This window comes from Mycobacterium sp. (genome assembly GCF_035499775.1).
In the GTDB taxonomy this organism is placed as follows: domain Bacteria; phylum Actinomycetota; class Actinomycetes; order Mycobacteriales; family Mycobacteriaceae; genus Mycobacterium.
Genome location: NZ_DATJYB010000580.1, coordinates 26,523 through 49,603 on the forward strand (window position 1 = coordinate 26,523; position 23,081 = coordinate 49,603).

At 68.5% G+C, this 23,081-nt stretch carries 20 protein-coding genes and 1 pseudogene; 18 read left to right on the forward strand and 3 right to left on the reverse strand.

Features of this window, described 5'->3' with window-relative positions:
- Both cobO and VML93_RS35245 read left to right on the forward strand, forming a co-directional pair.
- Positions 1 to 615, forward strand: a complete 615-nt coding sequence (cobO, locus tag VML93_RS35240) for a cob(I)yrinic acid a,c-diamide adenosyltransferase (RefSeq protein WP_325617969.1) — start codon at positions 1 to 3, stop codon at positions 613 to 615.
- A 100-nt stretch (positions 616 to 715) separates the two neighbouring features.
- Positions 716 to 2,089, forward strand: a complete 1,374-nt coding sequence (locus tag VML93_RS35245; RefSeq protein ID WP_325617971.1) for a cobyrinate a,c-diamide synthase — start codon at positions 716 to 718, stop codon at positions 2,087 to 2,089.
- Here VML93_RS35245 and VML93_RS35250 read toward each other — a convergent pair.
- Positions 2,086 to 2,679: a DUF5134 domain-containing protein gene (locus tag VML93_RS35250; RefSeq protein ID WP_325617973.1), complete on the reverse strand. Its 594-nt coding sequence runs from the start codon at positions 2,677 to 2,679 to the stop codon at positions 2,086 to 2,088. The genes VML93_RS35245 and VML93_RS35250 overlap by 4 nt on opposite strands.
- Before the next feature lie 42 nt (positions 2,680 to 2,721).
- On the opposite strand from VML93_RS35250, the gene cobA reads away from it, so the two are divergent.
- From cobA to VML93_RS35265, 3 genes are all read left to right on the forward strand, one after another.
- Positions 2,722 to 3,927 carry a uroporphyrinogen-III C-methyltransferase gene (gene cobA, locus VML93_RS35255; protein ID WP_325617974.1) on the forward strand — a complete coding sequence of 402 codons (1,206 nt, stop codon included), beginning with the start codon at positions 2,722 to 2,724 and terminating at the stop codon, positions 3,925 to 3,927.
- Between the two features lie 33 nt (positions 3,928 to 3,960).
- Complete coding sequence (locus VML93_RS35260) at positions 3,961 to 5,565, forward strand: MFS transporter (RefSeq protein WP_325617976.1); 1,605 nt, start codon at positions 3,961 to 3,963, stop codon at positions 5,563 to 5,565.
- Positions 5,566 to 5,637: 72 nt separating this feature from the next.
- Positions 5,638 to 7,404 (forward strand): proline--tRNA ligase, encoded by a 1,767-nt coding sequence (locus VML93_RS35265; RefSeq protein WP_325618008.1) that lies wholly within the window; start codon positions 5,638 to 5,640, stop codon positions 7,402 to 7,404.
- Here VML93_RS35265 and VML93_RS35270 read toward each other — a convergent pair.
- Both VML93_RS35270 and VML93_RS35275 read right to left on the reverse strand, forming a co-directional pair.
- The gene (locus VML93_RS35270) at positions 7,373 to 7,870 is read right to left on the reverse strand and encodes a ferritin-like domain-containing protein (protein ID WP_325617978.1); all 498 of its coding nucleotides are present in this window, start codon (positions 7,868 to 7,870) and stop codon (positions 7,373 to 7,375) included. The genes VML93_RS35265 and VML93_RS35270 overlap by 32 nt on opposite strands.
- Complete coding sequence (locus VML93_RS35275; RefSeq protein ID WP_325617980.1) at positions 7,867 to 8,397, reverse strand: hypothetical protein; 531 nt, start codon at positions 8,395 to 8,397, stop codon at positions 7,867 to 7,869. The genes VML93_RS35270 and VML93_RS35275 overlap by 4 nt, the downstream gene beginning before the upstream one ends.
- Positions 8,398 to 8,571: 174 nt before the next feature.
- Here VML93_RS35275 and rimP point away from each other — a divergent pair, with 174 nt between their 5' ends.
- The 13 genes and pseudogenes from rimP to VML93_RS35340 all read left to right on the forward strand — a co-directional run.
- A complete protein-coding gene (rimP, locus tag VML93_RS35280; protein ID WP_325617982.1) occupies positions 8,572 to 9,108 on the forward strand; it encodes a ribosome maturation factor RimP in 537 nt (178 codons plus the stop codon).
- Positions 9,105 to 10,145, forward strand: a complete 1,041-nt coding sequence (gene nusA, locus VML93_RS35285; protein ID WP_325617983.1) for a transcription termination factor NusA — start codon at positions 9,105 to 9,107, stop codon at positions 10,143 to 10,145. Before rimP ends, nusA begins: the two co-directional genes overlap by 4 nt.
- Before the next feature lie 12 nt (positions 10,146 to 10,157).
- Positions 10,158 to 11,249 (forward strand): glycoside hydrolase family 172 protein, encoded by a 1,092-nt coding sequence (locus tag VML93_RS35290; protein WP_325617985.1) that lies wholly within the window; start codon positions 10,158 to 10,160, stop codon positions 11,247 to 11,249.
- Positions 11,246 to 13,912, forward strand: coding sequence for a GH116 family glycosyl-hydrolase (locus VML93_RS35295; protein WP_325617987.1), 2,667 nt, complete (start codon positions 11,246 to 11,248; stop codon positions 13,910 to 13,912). The genes VML93_RS35290 and VML93_RS35295 overlap by 4 nt, the downstream gene beginning before the upstream one ends.
- 202 nt (positions 13,913 to 14,114) lie before the next feature.
- Positions 14,115 to 14,360 carry a YlxR family protein gene (locus tag VML93_RS35300; protein WP_325618010.1) on the forward strand — a complete coding sequence of 82 codons (246 nt, stop codon included), beginning with the start codon at positions 14,115 to 14,117 and terminating at the stop codon, positions 14,358 to 14,360.
- 75 nt (positions 14,361 to 14,435) lie between these two features.
- Positions 14,436 to 17,261, forward strand: a complete 2,826-nt coding sequence (infB, locus tag VML93_RS35305; protein ID WP_325617990.1) for a translation initiation factor IF-2 — start codon at positions 14,436 to 14,438, stop codon at positions 17,259 to 17,261.
- Positions 17,262 to 17,341: 80 nt separating this feature from the next.
- Entirely contained in the window at positions 17,342 to 17,839 is a 498-nt protein-coding gene (gene rbfA / locus VML93_RS35310; protein WP_325617992.1) for a 30S ribosome-binding factor RbfA, read from the forward strand.
- Positions 17,814 to 18,824 carry a bifunctional oligoribonuclease/PAP phosphatase NrnA gene (locus VML93_RS35315; protein WP_325617994.1) on the forward strand — a complete coding sequence of 337 codons (1,011 nt, stop codon included), beginning with the start codon at positions 17,814 to 17,816 and terminating at the stop codon, positions 18,822 to 18,824. Before rbfA ends, VML93_RS35315 begins: the two co-directional genes overlap by 26 nt.
- Positions 18,790 to 20,121, forward strand: a complete 1,332-nt coding sequence (locus VML93_RS35320) for an MATE family efflux transporter (RefSeq protein ID WP_325617996.1) — start codon at positions 18,790 to 18,792, stop codon at positions 20,119 to 20,121. The genes VML93_RS35315 and VML93_RS35320 overlap by 35 nt, the downstream gene beginning before the upstream one ends.
- 55 nt (positions 20,122 to 20,176) lie before the next feature.
- A complete protein-coding gene (locus VML93_RS35325) occupies positions 20,177 to 21,697 on the forward strand; it encodes an FAD-dependent monooxygenase (RefSeq protein ID WP_325617998.1) in 1,521 nt (506 codons plus the stop codon).
- On the forward strand, positions 21,694 to 22,359 hold the full coding sequence (locus VML93_RS35330) for a TetR family transcriptional regulator (RefSeq protein WP_325618000.1): 666 nt from the start codon (positions 21,694 to 21,696) through the stop codon (positions 22,357 to 22,359). The genes VML93_RS35325 and VML93_RS35330 overlap by 4 nt, the downstream gene beginning before the upstream one ends.
- A gap of 81 nt (positions 22,360 to 22,440) precedes the next feature.
- On the forward strand, positions 22,441 to 22,677 hold the full coding sequence (locus tag VML93_RS35335) for a hypothetical protein (RefSeq protein WP_325618002.1): 237 nt from the start codon (positions 22,441 to 22,443) through the stop codon (positions 22,675 to 22,677).
- A gap of 114 nt (positions 22,678 to 22,791) precedes the next feature.
- Positions 22,792 to 23,081 (forward strand): annotated as a pseudogene (locus VML93_RS35340) (sugar ABC transporter permease); the annotation flags it as partial.

Genomic DNA, 23,081 nt, shown 5'->3' on the forward strand with positions numbered 1-23,081 from the left:
ATGCCCCAAGGGCGTCCGCTCCAAGTCCCCGACGATGGCCTGACCACGCGGGCCCGGCGCAACACGCCGATCCTGGCGGTACACACCGGTGCGGGCAAGGGCAAGTCGACCGCCGCGTTCGGAATGGCGTTGCGCGCCTGGAACGCCGGGCTGGACGTCGCGGTCTTCCAGTTCGTCAAGAGTGCCAAGTGGAAGGTGGGCGAGGAGGCGGCGTTTCGTCGACTCGGCGATCTGCATGACCAGCACGGGATCGGTGGCGCGGTGGAATGGCACAAGATGGGTGCCGGCTGGTCCTGGACTCGTAAGGCCGGCAGTGAGCCCGACCACGCCGCGGCCGCAGCGGAGGGCTGGGGCGAGATCGCGCGCCGGCTGGCCGCCCAACGGCACGGCTTCTATGTACTGGACGAGTTCACCTACCCGCTGAAGTGGGGCTGGGTCGACGTCGACGACGTGGTGGAGGTCCTGCTGGCCCGACCCGGCCGGCAGCATGTGGTGATCACCGGACGCGATGCCCCGTCGCGGTTGATCGAGGCCGCCGATCTGGTCACCGAGATGACCAAGCTCAAGCACCCGATGGACGCCGGGCGCAAGGGACAGAAGGGCATCGAGTGGTGAGCGTGCCCGTGACGCCCATCGGCGAGGGTCCGCATATGTACGCCGAAAGCCAGTATCAAGTGGCATTTTGCGGACCTTCGCGGCGGCGGCGGGGCCCGCAGTGACACCCGCGGTCGTTATCGCCGCCCCCGCCTCGGGCAGCGGAAAGACTACGATCGCAACGGGTTTGATCGGCGCTCTGCGCCAGACGGGCCATGTCGTCGCGCCGTTCAAGGTGGGCCCGGACTTCGTCGACCCCGGCTACCACACCCTGGCGGCCGGACGGCCCGGCCGCAACCTGGACCCGGTATTGGTGGGGGAGCAGCTCGTCGGCCCGCTCTACGCGCACGGCACCGCCGGCGCCGACATCGCCGTGCTCGAAGGCGTGATGGGCCTGTTCGACGGGCGCGTTGTCCCTGCTGCCACCGGCCCGGCAGCGGGGTCCACCGCGCACGTCGCCGGTCTGCTCGGCGCCCCGGTGATCCTGGTCGTCGACGCGCGGGGTCAAAGTCACAGCATCGCCGCACTGCTGCATGGCTTTTCGACGTTCGACACGGCAACCAGGATCGCCGGTGTCATCCTCAACCGGGTCGGTTCGGCCCGGCACGAGCACGTGTTGCGGCAGGCCTGCGAGCAGACCGGTGTCCCGGTCCTCGGGGCAATCCCGCGCGTCGCTGAATTGGAGCTGCCCACAAGGTATCTGGGGTTGGTCACCGCCGTCGAATACGGCCGGCACGCGCGCAGCGCGGTGGGCGCGATGACCGCCCTGGTGGCCCGCCACGTCGATCTCGCAGCGGTTGTCGCGGCCGCCGGGAGCCGGGTCACCGATCCACCCTGGGACCCGGCGGCCGCGGTCGGTGAGGCCAGTGGCGGAACCACCCGAAAAGTCTTGGCCGCACTGGCGAGCGGAAGGGCATTCAGTTTCGGCTACGCCGAACACGCCGAGCTGCTGCGCGCCGCCGGTGCCGACGTCGTCGAGTTCGACCCGCTGATCGACGCGTTGCCGGACGGCACGGAAGCGGTGCTGCTGCCCGGCGGCTTTCCCGAACAGTTCACCGCGGAGTTGTCCGGCAACGACGTCGCCCGCGCGCAGATCAAACAGCTGGCCGCCGCCGGGGCGCCGGTGCACGCCGAATGCGCCGGGCTGATCTACCTGGTGTCCGAGCTCGACGGATACCCGATGTGCGATGTGCTGGCCGGGTCGGCGAGGTTCACCCAGACGCTGAACCTCGGCTATCGGGACGCCGTCGCGGTCGCCGACTCGCCGCTGTATTGCGTCGGCCAGCGGGCGGTCGGCCACGAATTCCACCGCACCGTGGTCACATTCACCGACAGCTATCAGCCGGCGTGGGTGTACCGGGGCCGGGAGGTCGATCGCGTGCCAGACGGGGCGGTGCATGCCGGTGTGCACGCGTCCTACCTGCACACCCATCCGGCTGCCGCACCCGATGCGGTGGCCCGCTTCGTCGCCCACGCCGCCCGACGCCAGCGCTAGAGCTGAAAAAGCATGCCGGCGAACGTGATCGCCATCCCGGCGGCCATCAGAGCCTGACCGGTGCCATACAGCCGTCGCTGCTTGTTCAAAGGCTTCCCCCGCTCTGCGACAACCAGGTACGCCCACACCAGGGTCGCAACGGCGAAGCCCACGAACCAGAACCAATTGCCCGCCGTGACCCAACCGGGCGGCCCGCTGCCTGCCGTCGGGCCCATATCCATGCCCGGCATCGACATGCTCGGCGCTTCGGCCTGTCGACCCATCGTGGCGAACATCCAGGCCATCGCCAGCATCATCAGGGCGTGATAGGAGCGCAACACCCGCTGTGCCGGCGTTCGCGCCCACATCATCGTCACGGCCACGAACCACCCGGCTGCGAACAGGAAGAAGACGGCAAGCCCTGTCGTGGGGAGGTGTGCGCCGAAAGGCCACGCCATCACCGCCATCGCGAGCGCCATCACGAGATGCAGGGCATAGCTGACGACGAAGGTCCAGCGTCGGCGCCGGGCGACGATGACATTCACCCATTCGGCCGCGCTGAGCAACGAGAACACCGTGACGAGCCAGCGCAGCCACAGGTCATGAATCATGCGGGTATCTTCGCCTCACCTCTCCACCATTAGGCTTGGCGGGTGACCGAGAGCCCCTATCTGGTCGGATTACGGCTCGCCGGCAAGAAGGTCGTCGTGGTCGGCGGCGGCACGGTCGCTCAGCGCCGGTTACCTCTGCTCATCGCGAGCGGCGCAGACGTGCACGTCATCTCCAGGAGCGCGACCCGTGCGGTCGAGGCGATGGAAGGCATCGACCTGACAGTGCGCGAATACCGCGGCGGCGACCTGGACGGAGCCTGGTACGTGATCGCGGCCACCGACGACCCGCAGGTGAACGCGGCTGTGGTCGCCGAGGCCGACCGGCGCCGCATCTTCTGCGTCCGCGCCGACATCGCCGTCGAGGGGACCGCCGTCACGCCGGCGTCGTTCAGCTATGCCGGGCTGTCGGTGGGCGTGCTCGCCGGTGGCGAGCACCGCCGTTCGGCGGCCATCCGATCGGCCATCCGCGAGGCGCTGCAGAAGGGCCTTATTACTTTGGAGAACCCGGAGAGTTCCGACGTGCTGCGCGGTGGCGTGGCGCTGGTCGGCGGCGGCCCCGGCGATCCGGAACTGATCACCGTGCGGGGTCGCCGTCTGCTGGCCCAGGCCGACGTCGTGGTCGCCGACCGGCTGGCGCCGCCGGAACTGCTCGCCGAGCTGCCGCCGCACGTGGAAGTCATCGACGCCGCCAAGATCCCGTACGGACGGGCCATGGCCCAGGACGCCATCAACGCCGTCATGATCGAACGCGCCCGGGCCGGGAGCTTCGTGGTCCGCCTCAAAGGGGGCGACCCCTTCGTGTTCGCACGCGGATATGAAGAGGTGCTGGCATGCGCCGACGCCGGTATTCCGGTGACTGTGGTGCCGGGTGTGACGAGCGCCATAGCGGTGCCCGCTCTGGCGGGCGTTCCGGTCACTCACCGGGCCACAAATCACGAGTTTGTGGTGGTCAGCGGGCACCTCGCGCCCGACCACCCCGAATCGTTAGTGAATTGGAATGCTTTGGCCGCGATGTCCGGCACGATTGTTTTGCTGATGGCGGTCGAGCGAATCGAACTTTTCGCCGACGTGCTGCTGAAAGGCGGCCGACCTGCGGATACGCCGGTGTTAGTCGTCCAACACGGAACGACGGCCGCTCAACAGACATTGCGGGCGACCCTTGCCGACACGCCGGAGAAGGTCCGTGCAGAGGGGATCCGACCTCCCGCGATCATCGTGATCGGGCCGGTGGCGGGATTTGCCGTTTAAACAATTCTTAAGATTACTGTAAGGTAACCCGCTATGACGGCTCTCAACGACACAGAGCGCGCGGTCCACAAGTGGACCTCTGCGCGCCCCGATCGTCCGGCCACGGAGCGCCCGGCGGAGACCGCCTCAGCAAGTTCAGCGACCGCCTCCGAACGCGTGAGCAGGTATTACCCGACGTGGTTGCCTTCTCGTCGCTTCGTCGCCGCGGTGATCGCGATCGGTGGAATGCAGCTGCTGGCGACCATGGACAGCACGGTCGCCATCGTCGCGCTTCCTAAGATTCAGAACGAGCTGAGCCTGTCCGACGCCGGCCGTAGCTGGGTGATCATGGCCTATGTGCTGACGTTCGGCGGGCTGATGCTGCTCGGCGGCCGCCTCGGCGACACGATCGGGCGCAAACGCACCTTCATCGTCGGCGTCGCGCTGTTCACCATCTCGTCGGTGCTGTGCGCGGTTGCCTGGGACGAGGCCACCATGGTCATCGCCCGGCTGTCTCAGGGTGTGGGCTCCGCGATCGCGTCGCCCACCGGTTTGGCGCTGGTGGCGACCACGTTCCCCAAGGGTCCGGCGCGTAACGCCGCGACGGCGGTGTTCGCCGCGATGACCGCGATCGGCTCGGTGATGGGCCTGGTCGTGGGCGGGGCGCTGACTACATATTCCTGGCGGCTGGCGTTCCTGGTGAACGTGCCGATCGGCCTGGTGATGATCTACCTGGCCCGCACCGCCCTGCGCGAGACCAACCGTGAGCGCATGAAGCTCGACGCCGCCGGGGCCATGCTGGCCACCCTGGCCTGCACCGCGGCCGTCTTCGCCTTCTCGATGGGCCCGGAAAAGGGCTGGATCTCGTTCACCACGATCGGATCGGGCGTGGTGGCCGCCGCTGCCGCCGTCGCCTTCGTCATCGTCGAGCGCACCGCCGAAAACCCCGTCGTGCCGTTCAAGCTGTTCCGCGACCGCAACCGGCTGGTCACGTTCAGCGCCATCCTGATCGCCGGGGGCGTGATGTTCAGCCTGACCGTGTGCATCGGCCTGTACGTGCAGGACATCCTGGGGTACAGCGCGCTGCGCGCCGGCGTCGGCTTCATTCCGTTCGTCATCGCGATGGGCATCGGCCTGGGCCTGTCCTCGCAGCTGGTGTCGCGGTTCTCGCCTCGGGTGCTGACCATCGGCGGCGGCTGGCTGCTACTGGGCGCCATGATCTACGGCTCCATGTTCATGCACCGCGGCGCCTCCTACTTCCCCAACCTGGTGCTGCCGATCGTCGTCGGCGGCATCGGTATCGGCATGGTCGTCGTGCCGCTGACGCTGTCGGCGATCGCCGGTGTGGGCTTCGACCAGATCGGCCCGATATCTGCGCTCACGCTGATGCTGCAGAGTCTGGGCGGACCGCTGGTGCTCGCGGTCATTCAGGCCGTGATCACCTCGCGCACGCTGTACCTGGGCGGCACCACCGGCCCGGTGAAGTTCATGAACGACGTGCAGTTGGGGGCGCTCGACCACGGCTACACCTACGGCCTGCTGTGGGTGGCCGGGGCGGCGGTCATCGTCGGCCTGATGGCGCTGTTCATCGGCTACACGCCGGAGCAGGTCGCCCACGCGCAGGAAGTCAAGGAAGCGATCGACGCCGGAGACCTGTAGCTCCCCGGCCGGGTTCGACGCGTCCAGCGTGGGTGATATTGCCGCCAAGCGAGGACGCTAGGCTTGCCCGCTGTGGTCACCCGGATGTCGAAACTCTTCCTGCGCACCCTGCGTGACGATCCCGCCGACGCCGAAGTCCCCAGCCACAAGCTGCTGATCCGAGCCGGCTACGTCCGGCCGGTCGGGCCCGGGCTGTACAGCTGGCTCCCGCTCGGTCTCAAGGTGCTGCGCAACATCGAACGCGTGGTTCGCGACGAGATGAACGCCATTGGCGGCCAGGAGATCCTGCTGCCCGCGCTGGTGCCGCGCGCCCCGTACCAGACGACCAATCGCTGGACCGAGTACGGGGACAGCGTGTTCCGGCTCAAGGACCGCCGCGCCAACGACTACCTGCTGGGCCCCACCCACGAAGAGCTGTTCACCCTGACCGTCAAGGGCGAGTACAGCTCCTACAAGGACTTTCCGCTGGTGCTCTACCAAATCCAGACCAAATACCGGGACGAGGCGAGGCCGCGGGCCGGCATCCTGCGCGCCAGAGAATTCGTCATGAAGGACTCCTACTCCTTCGACATCGACGGCGCCGGTCTCAAGGCCGCCTACCACGCCCACCGGGACGCCTACCAGCGCATGTTCGATCGGCTGGGAGTCCGCTACGTCATCGTGTCCGCCGTGTCAGGCGCGATGGGTGGCAGCGCCTCGGAAGAATTCCTGGCCGAGAGCCCGATCGGTGAGGACACCTTCGTGCGGTGCCTCGAGTCGGGTTATGCGGCCAACGTCGAAGCGGTCGTCACCGCTCGCCCGGAATCGCTGCCCACCGACGGTCTGCCCGAAGCGGTGGTCCACGACACCGGCGACACCCCGACCATCGCAACCCTGGTGGCCTGGGCCAACGAGGCCGACCTGGGCCGCACCGTCACCGCAGCGGATACCCTGAAGAACGTCCTGGTCAAAGTCCGCCAGCCGGGCGGCGACTGGGAGCTGCTGGCCATCGGCGTGCCGGGGGACCGCGAGGTCGACGACAAGAGGCTGGCCGCGGCGCTGGAACCGGCTGAATATGCGCTGCTCGACGACGCAGACTTCGCCGCCTACCCCTTCCTGGTCAAGGGTTATATCGGCCCGAAAGCATTGCAGGACAACGAGGTTCGCTATCTGGTCGACCCACGGGTGGTCGCCGGCACCAGTTGGATCACCGGGGCCGACGAACCCGGCCGGCATGTCGTGGGCCTGGTGGCCGGCCGCGACTTCACCGCCGACGGCACCATCGAGGCCGCCGAGGTGCGCGAAGGCGATCCCTCCCCGGACGGCGCCGGTCAGCTGGTCATGGCGCGCGGCATCGAGATCGGGCACATCTTCCAGCTCGGCCAGAAATACACCAACGCCTTCACCGCCGACGTGCTCGGCGAGGACGGCAAGCCGGTGCGGCTGACCATGGGCTCCTACGGCGTCGGGGTGTCGCGGCTGGTCGCCGTCGTCGCCGAGCAGCACCACGACGAACTGGGTCTGCGCTGGCCGTCGTCGATCGCGCCGTTCGGCGTTCACCTGGTGATCGCCAACAAAGACGCCGAGGCCCGCAGCGGGGCCGCAGCGCTGGCCGACGAATTGGACCTACTCGGTATCGAGGTGCTGCTCGACGACCGTCAGGCCTCGCCCGGCGTCAAGTTCAAGGACGCCGAGCTGCTGGGCATGCCCTGGATCATCGTGGTGGGGCGTGGCTGGGCCGATGGCGTGGTCGAGCTGCGCGACCGGTTCAGCGGTCAGACCCGCGAACTGGCCACCGGCGCCTCGTTGGCCTCGCAAATCGCCGAGGCTATTCGTTCCCGCCCGGGAAGCTCGCCGTGATCGGCCAGGCACCCAGCACCCGGTTCCACCGAGCCGCCATGACCGCGCTCTGAATCAGCGCGGTCGAGCCGAACGCCCGGTCATCGCCCGTGTCGGCGTGCTCGATAACCGCACGCCAGGCCATCGCGCCGTCATTCTCCATCCGGACCGCCAGGCGCGCCGCGTCAGCCGCGCTGCCGATCAGCAGCGGCAGCTGGTAGCCGGCGGCGGCGACCGGAGGAGTGGCTTTGCGGGCGACCAGCATCGCAATCACGTCGTCGCGACGTTGCCGGTGCTGCAGCAGCGCCTCCACCACCAGGTCGTTGACGCTGGGCGGCGACAACGCGGACACCATGCCGTAGCCGTAGATGGTCGAGTGCTCGATGGCCAGTGCGTCCGACAGCGCGCTGACGTCGGCGTCCTTGCCGGTGGGCGACCGCTTCGGTTCGGCACCCGGGGTGGGTCGACCGGGTTCAGCGGAGGTCATATCGACGGACCCCCGGGCACCAGCGCAACCGTGTAGGACGCCGTGCACGAAGCGGCGATGGACGCCAGCAACCCGGCCCGGTAACCCGTCGAACCGGCGACCAGGCGGCTCGCGCTGTCGGCCGAGGCGTGCAACGCGTTGATCACGTCGGATATCGGTGGTGGCGGTGGAGGCGGCGCCGCCTGCCCGGTGGGGCTGGGGGCGGGCGTCGTTTCGCTTGATGACGCACTGAGCTTGCCGGCCGCCCGGGCGATCTCGGTGGACAGTGCACGGGCGTGCGCGGCGCGCTGGGTGGCGACAACGGTCAGCGCGGCGGCGACCTGCGGCGGATGTCCGACATCCTCCGAGGCGGCGGCCGCCAGTGCGGTGTCCCGCCTGGCCTGGTCCAACGGGCCCAGCAGCTCTTCGACGGCAGGCGGCTTGGGCGGGGGCTCGCCACAGGCGGACGCGGTCACCCCGAGCACAGCGAGAGCGGCGCCACCGGCGAGCACACCCCGCCTGTTGATGACAGGTCCGGTGCCGGGCACCCCAACATCCTGCCATTGGGACGCCCCCGAACATCGATCAGGCACGGCGAGGTGAACCCTCGATGACGCAATGACGACCGGCGGATCGCCTGGTTTGAGCTGGCTTCTGGCGTATCGTTGGTTGAAGCGCGCCGGGAAACAGAACCACCGACAACTCAAGATGAGGAGCTCGCCGTGGCGACGGGGTTGCCGTCACAGAAGCAGGTGTTAGAGCTGCTCGATGGCGAGTTCGCGCGCGCCGGTTTTGAGATCGAGGACGTGGTCGTCCACCCAACCGCACGTCCGCCGCGCATCACCGTGGTCGCCGACGGCGATGTGCCGTTGGATCTCGATACCATCGCGGCGCTGTCCCGCTCAGCGTCCGGCCTGCTCGATGCCGGTGCCGACGTCGAAAGCGAATACGTCCTCGAAGTGACCTCGCCCGGCGTGGAAAGACCGCTCACTGCCGAAAGGCACTTCCGCCGCGCCCGCGGACGCCGGGCCGCCGTGACGTTGGCCGACGGCTCCCACGTAATGGTTCGGCTCGGTGACGTCACCGACGGTGAGGTTGGGGTGGTGATCTGCGGCGATCGCGGCGTCAAACCCACCCTCCGGCAGATTCCGCTGGGCGACATCGCCAGCGCGGTGGTTCAGGTGGAGTTCGGGCGGCCGGATGCACGCGAGATGGAACTACTCAACCGTGGCAGTGGTAACGAGGAGGGCGGCGGATGAACATCGACATGGCCGCGCTGCATGCGATCGAAGTGGACCGGGGGATCTCGGTCAACGAGCTGCTCGAAACGATCAAATCCGCGCTTCTCACCGCCTACCGGCACACCCAGGGGCACCAGAACGACGCGCACATCGACATCGACCGCAAGACCGGCGTCGTCCGCGTGATGGCGCGCGAGGTGGATGCCGACGGCAATCTGATCAGCGAATGGGACGACACTCCCGAGGGCTTCGGCCGGATCGCCGCCACCACCGCACGTCAGGTGATGCTGCAGCGCTTCCGCGACGCCGAGAACGAGCGCACCTTCGGCGAGTTCTCCACCCGTGAGGGCGAGATCGTCGCGGGCGTGATCCAGCGTGACAGCCGGGCCAACGCCCGCGGTCTGGTCGTCGTCCGGATGGGCAGCGAGACCAAGGCCTCCGAGGGCGTGATCCCGGCCGCCGAACAGGTTCCCGGTGAGAGCTACGACCACGGCAACCGCGTGCGCTGCTACGTGGTCGGTGTCACCCGCGGCGCCCGCGAGCCGCTGATCACGTTGTCGCGCACCCATCCCAACCTGGTGCGCAAGCTGTTCTCGCTGGAAGTCCCGGAGATTGCCGACGGGTCGGTGGAGATCGTCGCGGTGGCCCGGGAGGCCGGTCACCGGTCCAAGATCGCGGTCGCGTCACGCGTCGCGGGGCTGAACGCCAAGGGCGCCTGCATCGGTCCGATGGGGCAGCGGGTTCGCAACGTGATGAGCGAGCTGTCCGGGGAGAAGATCGACATCATCGACTACGACGAGGACCCGGCGCGCTTCGTCGCCAACGCGTTGTCGCCCGCGAAGGTGGTCTCGGTGTCGGTCATCGACCAGAACGCCCGGGCCGCGCGCGTCGTGGTGCCCGATTTCCAGTTGTCGCTGGCGATCGGCAAGGAAGGGCAGAATGCCCGGCTGGCGGCCCGCCTGACCGGATGGCGTATCGACATCCGCGGCGACTCGGCGCATCCGGAGAGCCAACCCCATCACGGCGCCAGCCACGGGCTGGCGCACGACCGCTGAACCGGCCGTCGCGTGATCGACCTGGGCTCGCTGGCCAGGCTCAGCGGTGCGCGGTCGCGGTCGATCAGCCCGGAGAACTTCGACGGGGCGAAGGGCGGCGGTGGCCGCGCGACCGACGGCACCGGCGCGCTCAGCGCGGCGCACCTGGGTCCGGGCTGGAAGATCTCGCCCAGCGTCGACATCGACGGGCACGCCACCTTCGAGGTGGCCGCCATCACCGGTCCGGCACTCATCACGCACATCTGGCTGACCACGCACCGCGGCAACTGGCGCAGCCTGATCCTGCGCGCCCACTGGGACGACGCCGACGAGCCCGCCGTCGAGGTGCCGCTCGGCGACTTCTTCGGCCAAGGCTGGTGCGAGTTCGCCCAACTGTCTTCGGTACCGGTGGCCGCCAACCCGCACGGCGGTTTCAACAGCTACTGGCCGATGCCGGTGCCCCGCCACGCCCGGCTCACGCTGGAAAATCGGGCGCCGCACAGCGCCACCGTCTACTACCAGATCAGCTACGAGATCGACGTCGACTTGAACATCGGCGAGGTCGGCTACCTGCACACCCAGTTCCACCGCAGCAACCCGCTCGCCGCGGGCAGCGCGCACCCGATCCTCGACCGGGTGCACGGGATGGGGAAGTACGTCGGGACCTACCTCGCGTGGGGCGTCAACCGCCCCGGTTGGTGGGGTGAGGGCGAGGTCAAGTTCTATCTCGACGGCGACCACGAGTTCCCCACCATCTGCGGCACCGGAACCGAGGACTACTTCGGCGGCGCCTGGAATTTCGACGTCCCCGGGCAGGGGTACACCGTCTATTCGACACCGTTCCTCGGCTTGCACCAGGTGATCCGGCCCGACGGGCTGTACCGCAGCCAGCAGCGGTTCGGCATGTACCGCTGGCACATCCTCGACCCGATCCACTTCCACGCCGACCTGCGCGTGGACATCCAGGCCCTCGGCTGGCAGTCGCGGCAGCGCTACCAGCCCCTGCACGACGACATCGCCTCCACCGCATTCTTCTATCTGGACCGCCCGTCCGCCGAGCGCCCACCGTTGCCCAGCGCCGACGATCTGGAGGTGGGCGGCGAATCTGTGGAGCCGCACCGGTGACCTCGTCCGGCAGTCAGGACTGGCCCGACGACGTGCGCGCCGACGAGCGCGACGGCGCGCAGTTCGCCCACCTGGCCATGCCGCTCGGCGGCATCGGCACCGGCAATCTCGCGATCTGCGCCGACGGCGGTCTACGGCAGTGGCAGCTGCACAACATCGGCAACCACGACGGCGCGCTGCCCGGCTCGTTCTTCGCGGTGCGGGTCAGCCGGTGGGAGCCGCCGCTGGACCAGGTCCGCATCCTGCAGGGGCCGTTGCGGGACTCCACGGGCACCCCGCTGGTCACCGACGACGTGGTGCCGGATTGGCAACGTGACCTGCTGAGTCGGCATCCGGGCGTGGCCGGCACGACATTCTCGGGCACCTACCCGATCGCCCGGGTGCGCTACCTCGACCCGGGCCTTCCGCTGGACGCGACCCTGGAGGCGTTCAACCCGCTGGTGCCGCTGGATGTCGACGCCAGCTCGATCCCGGCGGCGTTGTTCACGTTCCGCCTGGTCAACACCGACAGCTGCGCGCTGCACGGAACCCTTGGCGCCGCAGTGCAGAACGCCGTCGGCTGGGACGGCATCACCCCGGTCGACGGCGTCCGGGCTCCCGGCTACGGCGGCAACACCAACCGGCTGCTGCGCCGCGCGGGATGGACGAGCATCGTGCTGGAGAACGCGACGCTGGCCGACGACGCACCGGGCGCCGGACAGCTGGTGCTGGCGGCCGACGACGCCCGGGCCGCCGCGCTGACCCAGTGGCGCGACCCTGCCGAGTTCGTCACCTTCCTGCGTTCGCGCGCGCTGGCCAGCGGGGCGCCCCGGCTGGCGTTCGCGGCTGGGACCGCCGATCCGCAGCGTCACGCCCCACACGGGGCGAGCGGCGCCAGTCCGGCCGGCAGCACCTGGAACGCCGGCCTCGGCGTTCCGTTTTCGCTGCAGCCCGGCGAGGAGCGGCTGATCAGGATCGCGTTGACCTGGTATTTCCCCAACCGCTACGTCAACTTCGAGCAGTTCGGCCCGGATCGGCCGGAGTGGGGGCGGTCCCGGTTCTGGCTGGGCAACTACTACGCAACCCGCTACGGCGACGCGCAGGAAGTGTTCGAGCGGGTCCGTCACGAGTGGCACACCCTGCGCGAGGCCACCGGCGCTTGGACCGGCACGCTGGCCCGCTGCGGCCTGGACGACGCCGCCGCCACCCACTTCGCCGCGCAGCTCGCTACCGTGCGCAGCCCGACGTGCTTTCGCGCCGCCGACGGGCGGTTCTTCGCATTCGAGGGGGTACTGGGCGCTTCCACCATGATGTGGTCGGGCCGATACGGCGGTTCCTGCCCGCTGAACTGCACACACGTCTGGAACTACGCGCAGGGGCTCGCGGCCGCGTTCCCGCAGCTCGAACGGAACATGCGGGATACCGAGTTCGAGATCATGCAGGCGCCGGCCGGGCAGCTACCGCACCGCGTGATCGCGCCGACCTATTTGCCGCAGCTCTGGGACGAGCCGATCGGCGGCCCGGGAGAGCCGGCCCTCGACGGCATGCTCGGCACCGTCCTCAAGGCCTACCGCGAGTACCGCTGCGGCGCGGACCGGGACTGGCTGGCCCACGTCTGGCCGAACCTGACCCGGCTGCTCGGCCATGTCGACCGCACCTGGAACGTCGACGGCACCGGGATGCTCAGCGGCGTCCAGCCCAGCACCTACGACATCGACATCACCGGGTACAACCCGTTCACCGGAACGCTGTGGCTGGCGGCGCTGCGCGCCGCCGAGACGATCGCCCTGCTGCTCGACGACGCCGACGCGGCGGCCGCGTACCGGGCCACCTTCGGGCAAGCCAGCAAGTCCTACGACGAGACGCTGTTCACCGGCGAGTACTACGCGCAGCGGTTGCCGAGCGGCTTAGACACCCGCTACCAGTGGGGCACTGGATGCCTGTCCGACCAGCTGATCGGCCAGTGGTGGGCACACCAGCTCGGGCTGGGTTACCTGCTGCCAACCGAGCATGTGCGTACCGCGCTGGCCGCGGTGGTGCGGCACAACCTGCGCCGGGGGTTCGCTGAGTTCACTCACCCGTATCGGATATTCGCCGACGGCGACGACACGGGTCTGCTGGTCTGCACCTGGCCACGCGGGGGCCGGCCCGCGGTGCCGATCCGGTACGCCGACGAGGTGTGGACCGGCTCGGAGTACCAGGTCGCCGCACACTGCCTGCGTGAGGGCTTGCACCGCGAGGGGCGCGCGGTACTGGACGCGGTGTGGGCCCGCTACGACGGCCGACGCCGCAACCCGTTCAACGAGATTGAGTGCGGCGACCACTACGCGCGGTCACTGGCCGGCTGGTCGGCGCTGCAGGCGATGGCCGGGTTCACCCACGACGGCCCGGCCGGCGCGTACACGTTCCGACACCCGGACTCATCCCTGCCGTTCCTGGCCTGCTCCGGCTGGGGCCTGTGGTCGCGGCGAGGTGACGAGCTCGTGCTGACCTGCGATGGCGGGCAGCTTGACCTGCGCCGGCTCACGGTCGTCGGCGGTGCGGACGACTACCACGCGTCAGTCGCCGGCACCGCCGTCCCCACTCGATGCACCGACGCGGGCATCGAATTCCCGGCTGGGCTGAGGCTGTCGGCCGGCCAGACGCTGATCCTGACGAACGTGGGGGATATGCAGGAATTTTGATGGGCTGTCGGCCATATCACCCACGCTCGGCGAGGCGAGATGGGCCGGGCAGGTCCGGGCGATTCTGACCACTGGCCCAGTGACGCTAGACTTAGCCGTGATCCAGCGCGAGCCTACGGTCTTGGCGCACCGAAGCACGGACGGACCCGTGCGGACGTGTGTCGGGTGCCGAAAGCGAGAGTTGGCCGTCGAACTGCTTCGAGTGGTTGCTGAATCGACTGGGAACGGCAAATACGCCCTGATCGTTGACTCAGCGAGTAGCCTGCCGGGGCGGGGTGCATGGCTGCATCCCGTGTCGCAGTGCGTGCAACAAGCGATTAGACGGCGGGCTTTCAGCAAAGCGTTGAGAATCACCGGTTGCGCGGAAACATCCGCGGTCATCGAGTATGTCAGTGCGCTCGATGCCCCGGCGACAGAACAGGTAGCAAAGAACATGAGCACACCGTGAAGTCCCGATGACAATGCGTCATAGCTAACCCCGAGGCGCGGCCTACCGACTGTCGCCTCTTAGACAGGAGATGTAGTGGCAGGCAAGGCCCGCGTACACGAGTTGGCCAAGGAACTCGGTGTCACCAGCAAGGAAGTTCTCGCCCGGCTGAATGAACAGGGCGAATTCGTCAAATCCGCATCATCGACAGTGGAGGCGCCGGTCGCGCGCCGGCTGCGCGAGTCGTTCGGTGGTAACAAGCCGGCTGCGGCCGCCAAAGCTCCGGACCGGGCCCCGAGCGCGGCCCGGGGTCCGGCCAAGCCCGTCGACAAGTCGCTGGACAAAGCCCTCGACCAGGCGATCGACAAGGCCGTCGGCAACGGTGAGGCCGTCACCGCAGCCAAGGCCGACGCCGGCGGGGTAGCGACCGCGCCGCCTCCGGCTCCACCCGTGGCGGCCACCGAAACACCCGCGCCGCCCGCGCCGGGTCCCCGTCCGGCCGCGCCGACCCCGGCGCAGCCGCCCAGCCCGCCCGGACCCCATCCCGGCATGGCGCCCGGCGCGCGTCCCGGCGCCCCAGGACCTATGCCCAAGCCGGGGATGCGTCCCCCGCGCGTCGGCAACAACCCGTTCTCGTCGGCGCAACCCGTCGACCGGCCCATTCCGCGTCCGCCGGCGCCGCGCCCCGGTGCGCCCAGGCCGGGCGCTCCGCGTCCGGGCGGCGCTTCGCCCGGCAGCATGCCGCCGCGTCCCGGCGGTGCCGGCGGCCCCGCCCGCCCGGCGCGTTCCGGTGCGCCACGGCCCGGCGGCGGCCGGCCCGGTGGGCCTGGCGGCGGCCGCTCCGACAGCGGCGGCGGCGGTGGTAACTACCGTGGCGGCGGTGGCGTAGGCGCCGCGCCCGGTGGCGGCTTTCGAGGTCGTCCCGGTGGCGGCGGCGGTGGCCCCGGCGGCGGCCCCGGTGGTGGCCCCGGTGGTGGTGGCGGCCGTCCCGGGCAGCGCGGCGGTGCCGCCGGCGCATTCGGGCGTCCCGGCGGTGCGCCGCGACGGGGTCGCAAGTCCAAGCGGCAGAAGCGCCAGGAATACGACTCGATGCAGGCTCCGGTTGTCGGCGGCGTGCGGTTGCCGCACGGCAACGGCGAGACGATCCGGTTGGCGCGGGGCGCATCGCTGAGCGACTTCGCCGAGAAGATCGACGCCAACCCGGCCGCCCTGGTACAGGCGCTGTTCAACCTGGGCGAGATGGTGACGGCCACCCAGTCGGTGGGCGACGAGACGCTCGAGCTGCTGGGCGGCGAGATGAACTACAACGTCCAGGTCGTCAGCCCCGAGGACGAAGACCGCGAGCTGCTGGAATCGTTCGACCTCTCCTACGGAGAGGACTCAGGCGACGAAGAAGACCTGCAGACCCGCCCGCCGGTGGTGACGGTGATGGGTCACGTCGACCACGGTAAGACCCGACTGCTGGACACCATCCGTAAGGCCAACGTCCGCGAGGAGGAGGCCGGCGGCATCACCCAGCACATCGGCGCCTATCAGGTCGGCGTCGACCTGGACGGCGACGAGCGGCTGATCACCTTCATCGACACCCCGGGTCACGAGGCGTTCACCGCCATGCGTGCCCGCGGCGCCAAGGCCACCGACATCGCCATCCTGGTGGTCGCGGCCGACGACGGTGTGATGCCGCAGACGGTGGAGGCCATCAACCACGCGCAGGCCGCTGACGTGCCGATCGTGGTGGCGGTCAACAAGATCGACAAGGAGGGCGCCGACCCGGCCAAGATCCGGGGACAGCTCACCGAATACGGTCTGGTGGCAGAGGATTTCGGTGGCGACACGATGTTCGTCGACATCTCCGCCAAGCAGGGCACCAACATCGAGGCGCTGCTGGAAGCCGTCGTGCTGACCGCCGACGCGGCACTGGACCTGCGGGCCAACCCGGACATGGAAGCCCAGGGTGTGGCGATCGAGGCGCACCTGGACCGCGGTCGCGGGCCGGTCGCCACGGTGCTGATTCAGCGCGGCACGCTGCACGTCGGTGACTCGGTGGTCGCCGGCGACGCGTACGGCCGGGTACGACGGATGGTCGACGAACACGGCGAGGACATCGAGGCGGCGCTGCCGTCGCGTCCGGTGCAGGTCATCGGCTTCACGTCGGTTCCCGGCGCCGGTGACAACTTCCTCGTCGTCGACGAGGACCGCATCGCACGTCAGATCGCCGACCGGCGCAGCGCCCGCAAGCGCAACGCGCTGGCCGCGCGCTCGCGCAAGCGGATCAGCCTGGAGGACCTGGACTCGGCGCTGAAGGAAACCAGCCAGCTGAACCTGATCCTCAAGGGCGACAACGCCGGTACCGTCGAGGCGCTGGAAGAGGCCCTGATGGGTATCGAGGTCGACGACGAGGTGGCGCTGCGCGTCATCGACCGCGGTGTCGGTGGCATCACCGAGACCAACGTCAACCTGGCGTCGGCGTCGGACGCGATCATCATCGGCTTCAACGTGCGCGCCGAGGGCAAGGCGACCGAGCTGGCCAACCGCGAGGGCGTCGAGATCCGCTACTACTCGGTCATCTACCAGGCCATCGACGAGATCGAGAAGGCCCTGCGCGGCATGCTCAAGCCGATCTATGAGGAGAACCAGCTGGGCCGCGCCGAGATCCGGGCGATCTTCCGGTCTTCGAAGGTCGGCATCATCGCGGGTTGCATCATCAGCTCCGGTGTGGTGCGCCGCAACGCCAAGGCCCGGCTGTTGCGGGACAACATCGTGGTCACCGACAACCTCTCGATCAACTCGCTGCGACGGGAGAAGGACGACGTCACCGAGGTCCGCGAGGGCTTCGAGTGCGGTATGACGCTGGGCTACTCCGACATAAAGGAAGGCGACATCATCGAGTCCTACGAGCTCGTCCAGAAAGAACGCGCCTGACCACCGCCGACGATGCAGAAAGGGAATGTGTGATGAGGTGGGGGTACCTCCCGCTTGCGGGGGAGAGGCGGTGAATCGAGATGCCTGATCCCGCCCGGGCACGTCGACTGGCCAAGCGGATCAACACGATCGTGGCCACCGCGATCGAGTTCGAGATCAAGGATCCGGGGCTGGCCGGGGTGACCATCGTCGATGCGAAGGTCACCGCCGACCTGCACGACGCGACCGTGTACTACACGGTGATGGGGCCCTCGCTGGACGCCGAGCCCGATTACGCGGCAGCCGCGGCTGCCCTGGACCGGGCCAAGGGCACGCTGCGCACCAAGGTCGGTGCGGGCACCGGGGTGCGCTTCACGCCCACCCTGACCTTCACCCGGGACACCACGTCGGACAGCGTGCAGCGGATGGACGAGCTGCTGGCCCGGGCTCGGGCCGCCGACGAGGACGTCGCCCGGGTCCGGGTGGGAGCAAAGCCGGCTGGGGAGGCCGATCCATATCGGGCGGGGGCGTCTGAAGGCGGAGCAGAACCTTCAGCTGACCCTGGAGACATTGGTGACGGCGATCGATCCGAAAACTGAGCTGGTGCGCGTCCCGGTCCGGGGCACACGTGTCGATGCCGTCGAGGCGGTCGAGCTGTTGTCGGCCGCCGAGACCGTCGCGGTGATCTGCCACGTCCACCCCGACGCGGACACCATCGGTGCCGGGCTAGCGTTGGGCCTGGTGCTGGACCGGTGTGGCAAACGTGTCGAGGTCAGCTTCGGCGCGCCGGCGACCCTGCCGGAGTCGCTGCGGTCGTTGCCCGGATGCGACTTGCTGGTCAGTCCCGACGTGCTCTGCCGCGACGTGGATCTGGTTGTGACCGTTGACGTTCCGAGCCTGCATCGACTGGGTCGCCTGAGCGATCTCGCCGGTCCGGACCAGCAGCTGCTGGTGATCGACCACCACGCCTCCAACGACTTGTTCGGCACCGCGAATTTCGTTGACCTGTCCGCGGATTCCACCACGATGCTGGTCGCCGAACTGCTCGACGCGTGGGAGATACCGATCGACCTCGAGGTCGCGCACTGCATCTACGCGGGATTGACGACGGACACCGGCTCGTTCCGCTGGGCCAGCGCCCGCGCCCTGCGGTTGGCGGCCCGGCTGGTTGAGCTGGGCGTGGACAACGCTGCGATCAGCCGGACCGTGATGGACAGCCATCCGTTCGGGTGGCTGCCGATGCTGTCCCGGGTGCTGGGCTCCGCGCAACTGGTGCCCGACGCGGCGGGTGGTCGCGGGCTGGTTTATGCGGTCGTCGGCAACGAGGAATGGGTGCGCGCGCGTCCGGAGGAAGTCGAGAGCATCGTCGACATCGTCCGCACCACGCAACAGGCCGAAGTGGCTGCGGTGTTCAAAGAGGTTGACCCGCAACAGTGGTCGGTGTCGATGCGCGCCAAGGCCGACGTGGATCTGTCGGCTGTCGCATGCGCGTTCGGTGGTGGCGGCCACCGGTTGGCCGCCGGCTATTCGACCACCGGCTCGATCGAGGATGCCGTTTCCTCGTTGCGCGCGGCGCTTGGCTGACTACCGGCAGATCACGAAGCTGGCGTTGCCGGCGCTGGGCGTGCTGGCCGCGGAGCCGCTGTACCTGTTGTTCGATACCGCGGTGGTCGGGCGGCTGGGGGCGCTGTCCCTGGCGGGTCTGGCCATCGGCAGCCTGGTCCTCGCCCTGCTCGGATCCCAGTTGAACTTCCTGTCCTACGGCACCACGGCGCGTGCCGCGCGCCACTTCGGCGCCTCCGATCGGGCGGCGGCGGTCACCGAAGGAGTGCAGGCGACCTGGCTGGCGCTCGGTCTGGGCGGGCTGATCGTCGCCGTGGTGGAGGCGACGGCGGTCCCGTTGGTGTCGGTGATCGCGGGCAGCAGACCAGGGATCGCCGTGGCGGCCTTGCCCTGGCTGCGGATCGCGATCCTGGGCGCGCCCGCGATTCTGGTGTCGCTCGCCGGAAACGGGTGGATGCGAGGGGTGCAGGACACGGTGCGACCGCTGCGCTACGTGCTTGCCGGTTTCGTGCTGTCCGCGCTGCTGTGCCCGCTGTTGGTGTACGGCTGGCTGGGGTTGCCGCGCTGGGGGTTGTCCGGTTCGGCGGTGGCCAATTTGGCTGGCCAGTGGGTGGCGGCGCTGCTGTTCCTGGGTGCGCTGCTCGCCGAGCGGGCGCCGCTGCGGCCGGACGGCGCGGTGCTGCGCGCCCAACTGCTGATGGGCCGTGACCTGGTGCTGCGGACCCTGTCCTTTCAGGTCTGCTTCGTGTCGGCCGCGGCGGTCGCGGCGAGGTTCGGGGCTGCGGCGGTCGCCGCCCACCAAGTGGTGCTGCAGCTGTGGAATTTCCTTGCGCTGGTTCTCGACTCGCTGGCCATCGCGGCACAGTCGCTGGTCGGTGCCGCGCTGGGGGCCGGCGATGTCGCCCACGCAAAGTCGGTGGCGCGGCGGGTGACGGTGTTCTCATTCGCCGCCGCGGGCCTCCTGGCCGCGATGTTCGCAACAGGTGCCCCCGTCCTGCCCGAACTGTTCACCGACGACCGGTCGGTGCTCGCCGCGATCGGCGTGCCCTGGTGGTTCATGGTCGCCCAATTGCCGCTCGGAGGAATCGTTTTCGCGCTCGACGGGGTGTTGCTGGGTGCCGGTGACGCCGCCTACCTGCGCACCGCGACCGTGGTCAGTGCGCTGTTCGGCTTCTTGCCGCTGGTCTGGTTGTCGCTGGCCTACGGCTGGGGGCTGGCGGGGATCTGGTCGGGGCTGAGCACGTTCGTGGTCCTGCGGTTGATCTTCGTGGGATGGCGGGCCTGGTCCGGCCGTTGGGCGGTGCCGGGCGCCGCGTAATTGCCGCGGGGTCAACCCTCTTCCAGTTAGTCTACTAACATGTTAGCGTAATAACATGTCGATGGAGTCGGGTTCTGCGGGTGTCGTCGTGGTCGGCGCGGGTCCGAGCGGCTTAGCGGCGTCGTCTGCGCTGTGCGCCGCTGGGGTCGACGTCCGAACGCTCGACGCCGCATTGGCGCCGGCGACCACGTCTCGAGCGTTCGGTTTGCAGCCGCGCGGCATTGAGGTCTTGGACCGGCTTGGCGCCATCGGCAAGCTGCGCGAGCATGCAATGCCGTTGTGCCGGACCATCTTCCGTGCCAAGGGTCGGCAACTCGCGGAGCTGTCGTGGGTCAACCCGACTCGGCACGGCCCGCCAAATCCGATCCTGATTTCCCAGGCCGATATCGAGGCATCGCTGCGTGAACGCCTCGCCGATGCAGGCGGAACGGTCGAATGGGGCCACCGGGTGGTGAGTGTCGAGGAAACCGGCGAGAACGCCTTAGTGCGACTCGACGATGGGTCGGTGATCCGCGCTAAGTGGGTGATTGGCGCAGACGGCGCGCACAGCGTGGTGCGGAAGTCTGCCGGAATCGAGTTTCCGGGCGTCCCGCTGTTCGAGCATGTCTTCATCGCCGACGTCCATGCCGACCTCGATACCCCGAGGGACGCGGTGGCGTTTTGGGTCAGTCCCGTGGGCGTTATGTCTGCGTTCCCGCTACCGGGCGACAACGTATGGCGCCTGATGGCAGGGGCGGCTGACTCAGATCGCAGCGATCGCGCAGCACAGGACATCCATGCTGAACTGGAAGCTGGGCTGGCTCGACACGGCGGCGGCACCATTCGATCGGTCGAGTGGGCGTCGTCGTTTCGGATACACCGCCGACTCGCCGACTCCTACCGCCAGGGCAGACTGCTGCTGGTCGGGGACGCCGCGCACATCCACAGCTTTGTAGGCGCGCAGGGACTGAACACCGGAATCGGTGACGCCGAGAATCTCGCGTGGAAGCTCACACTCGTCATGCAAGGGCGCGCACACGAAGACTTGCTCGACAGCTACGAGTCCGAGCGGCGGCCGATCGCCGCAGAAGTGCTGTCCAACACGACAGGCGTGACCGGACTGCTCGCCGGCGGCCAGGCGAGAACGCGGCTGCTGCGCGATCGTGTCGTGGTGCCGATGTTGAAGCAGCGGTGGGTGCAACGGCACCTCGCCGATAAGGCGTCGCAGTTGTCTGTCACCTACCGCGGGGGGCGACTCGGGGTACGACCTCAGCTGAAGGCATTGGCTGCGCTGCTGCCAGGTCTTCGACCGGGAGACCGGATGCCCGACGCCGAATACCGTTGCGACGGTGGGAAAGTGGTCAGGCTTTATGCGGTGTTGGGGCCCGGGTGGGCTTTTCTGGGTCCGCGGGCACTGGGCGCGATCGCGCAGGCGCGGCTGGGCGACATCGCGATGCTGCCGGCAGACGGTGACGGCTTGCTGGTGCGGCCAGACGGGCATCTCGCGTGGCGCGGATCCGATCCCCGCCTGCTCGAGGTATGGCTCGACACCGCTTTGGGGCGTCCGAGTGCCGTGAACGCGGTGTCGGCACGGTGACGAACGACGACTGGCGCAGCCGTAAGAAAGCGGCCACCCGCAGGTCGATCCAGGAACACGCGCTGCGCCTGTTCGCCGCCAATGGTTACGACAACACAACAGTCGAGGACATCGCCGCGGCCGCGGGTGTGTCGCATATGACGTTCTTCCGCTATTTCCCCCGCAAGGAAAACGTCGTCGAAACACGTGAGTACGACCCGATGATCGAGGAACTCATCCTCGCCCGACCACCGCACGAGTCACCAATCGCCGCAATCGGCGCCGCGCTGTCCACCAGTTTCGCGGCGATCATGCTCACCGATCGCCAAAGAATTCTTACGCGCGTTCGCCTCATGATGAGTACACCTGAGCTGCGGGCCCGGCAGATAGTCGCGATGGATGACACCCGCGACCTGTTCGCGCGTTCCCTCGCGCGACGGAACCGCCAAGCTGAAGACAGTTTGGTGGTGAGCGTCCAGGCGAGGGTCGCCGTTGCCGTTTTTGTGGCCGCATTGGAAACCTGGGCACGGACTGACGATGGGGATCTCGTTGCGATCACCGACGCGGCGTTCAGCGCCGCCGAGACTGCCACGGCGCCCCAACCTCCGGATTCTGCGACGAGCCACATCATTCGTTCGCCTCGACCCGCACCAGCTGTTGAACATCGGCGGAGGAGCATGTGATGACCTCGACTGCCGCGTTCGACATGGCGATGGTTCATCGCGTTTTCCGCAACGAGTTACACGGTGTTCCGGAACTGATCGATGGCGTCCGTGCGGGGGATGCGAAACGCGCTGCGGTCGTCAACGCATCTGAGCTTCATCGTTGCCGTGCTGCATCACCATCACGCAGCCGAAGACGACCTGATCTGGCCGAAGCTGTACGCCCGGGCGCACCGCTTCCTGGCAGGTGTACCGTCGGCCGCCAGGATGATGTGGCAACTGGTCGGCACCCCTACCTATGAGCGTTACTGCACAAAGCTTTACGCCTCAGCTCCATAGATTCCTTGGGCAGTTCAACCGGGCGTCAGCAGCGTTCCTCGCCCAATCGCATTCGTTCCAGGTTCAGGAAAGACTCCCACCGCGTAACGCCCCATTCGCGGTTACACTGCGCCGATGACGGCGACGCGGCGAACCCGACGGCGGTCGTCGCGGGATTACGCGCTGTTCACCGTCTTGGTGGGCCCCAATGTGGCGTTGTTGCTGCTGTTCATCTACCGACCGTTGGCCGACAACATCCGACTGTCGTTCTTCGACTGGAACATCTCCGACCCCACGGCACAGTTCGTCGGGCTGTCCAACTACGCGGAGTGGTTCACCCGTGCGGACACCCGCCAGATAGTGCTGAACACGCTGGTGTTCACCGTGGCGGCGGTGGTCGGGTCGATGGTGCTGGGGCTGGTCAT